Raw genomic sequence first — 1071 nt, forward strand, 5'->3', positions numbered from 1 at the left:
CACGTCCTCCTCGACCGCCGTGGCGGCGGGGAGCACCCAACAATTGACGGTCGCAGTCCTTCCTGAAGATGCCGCCGACAAGGGGGTGACGTGGAGCAGCAGCGATGAGACCAAGGCTGCCGTAAACGCCGACGGTTTAGTGACTGGCGCGGCAACAGGCGCGGTAACCATCACGGCCACGGCGAAAGACGGAAGCGGGGTAACAGGCGCTATTGAGCTGACCGTCACGCCCAAAAAAGCAACGTCTATCACTATTACGCCCCCTTCGCCCAGGGTTGTAGTCGGGGATACCCGACAGTTGACGGCCGAGGTTCTTCCCGCCGATGCCGCCAACAAGGAGGTGACGTGGAGCAGCAGCGATATTTCAAAGGCTACCGTGGACGTTGCTTCTGGTTTGGCAAGAGGCGTGGCAGAAGGCACGGCAACCATCACGGCTACGGCTAAAGACGGAAGCGGCGTAACAGGGACAACCACGCTGACCGTCACGCTGACAAGAACCCTTTCCGCTTCTATCGCCATCACGCCCTCCCCGGCCAGCGTGTTTGTGGGGAGTACTCAACAGTTGACGGCCAATGTTCTTCCCGCCGATGCCACCGACAAGGAAGTGACGTGGAGCAGCAGCGATCCGTCCAAGGCTACCGTGGATGCCAACGGTTTAGCGACTGGCGTGGCAGAAGGCACGGCAACCATCACGGCCGTAGCTAAAGACGGAAGCGGCATAACAAGCACTATTGTGCTGACCGTCACGCCTAAAAAAGTAACTTCTATCGCTATTACGCCCTCCCCGGCCAGTGTGGCGGTGGGGAGCACCCAACAATTGACGGCCGCAGTCCTTCCTGAAGATGCCGCCGACAAGGGAGTGACGTGGAGCAGCGGCGATCCGTCCAAGGCTACCGTGGACGCCAACGGTTTAGTAACAGGCTTGACGGAAGGCAGGGCAACCGTCACCGCCGCGGCTAAAGACGGAAGCGGCGTAACAGGCACTATTGAGCTGACCGTCATACAGAAGGCAACTTCTATCGCCATCACTCCTGCCGAACCCTCCGCGGTAGGCGTAAACAAAACCCTTGC

At 59.8% G+C, this 1071-nt stretch carries 1 protein-coding gene; it reads left to right on the forward strand.

Translation table 11 applies throughout. The features are described from left to right. Positions 1 to 43: 43 nt before the first annotated feature. Positions 44 to 1071: Ig domain-containing protein (locus CTR53_RS20960; protein ID WP_290818383.1), on the forward strand; the 1028-nt coding region annotated here is incomplete at its 3' end.

The sequence above is a fragment of the Ferrovibrio sp. genome (genome assembly GCF_002796975.1).
Taxonomy (GTDB): Bacteria; Pseudomonadota; Alphaproteobacteria; order Ferrovibrionales; family Ferrovibrionaceae; genus Ferrovibrio.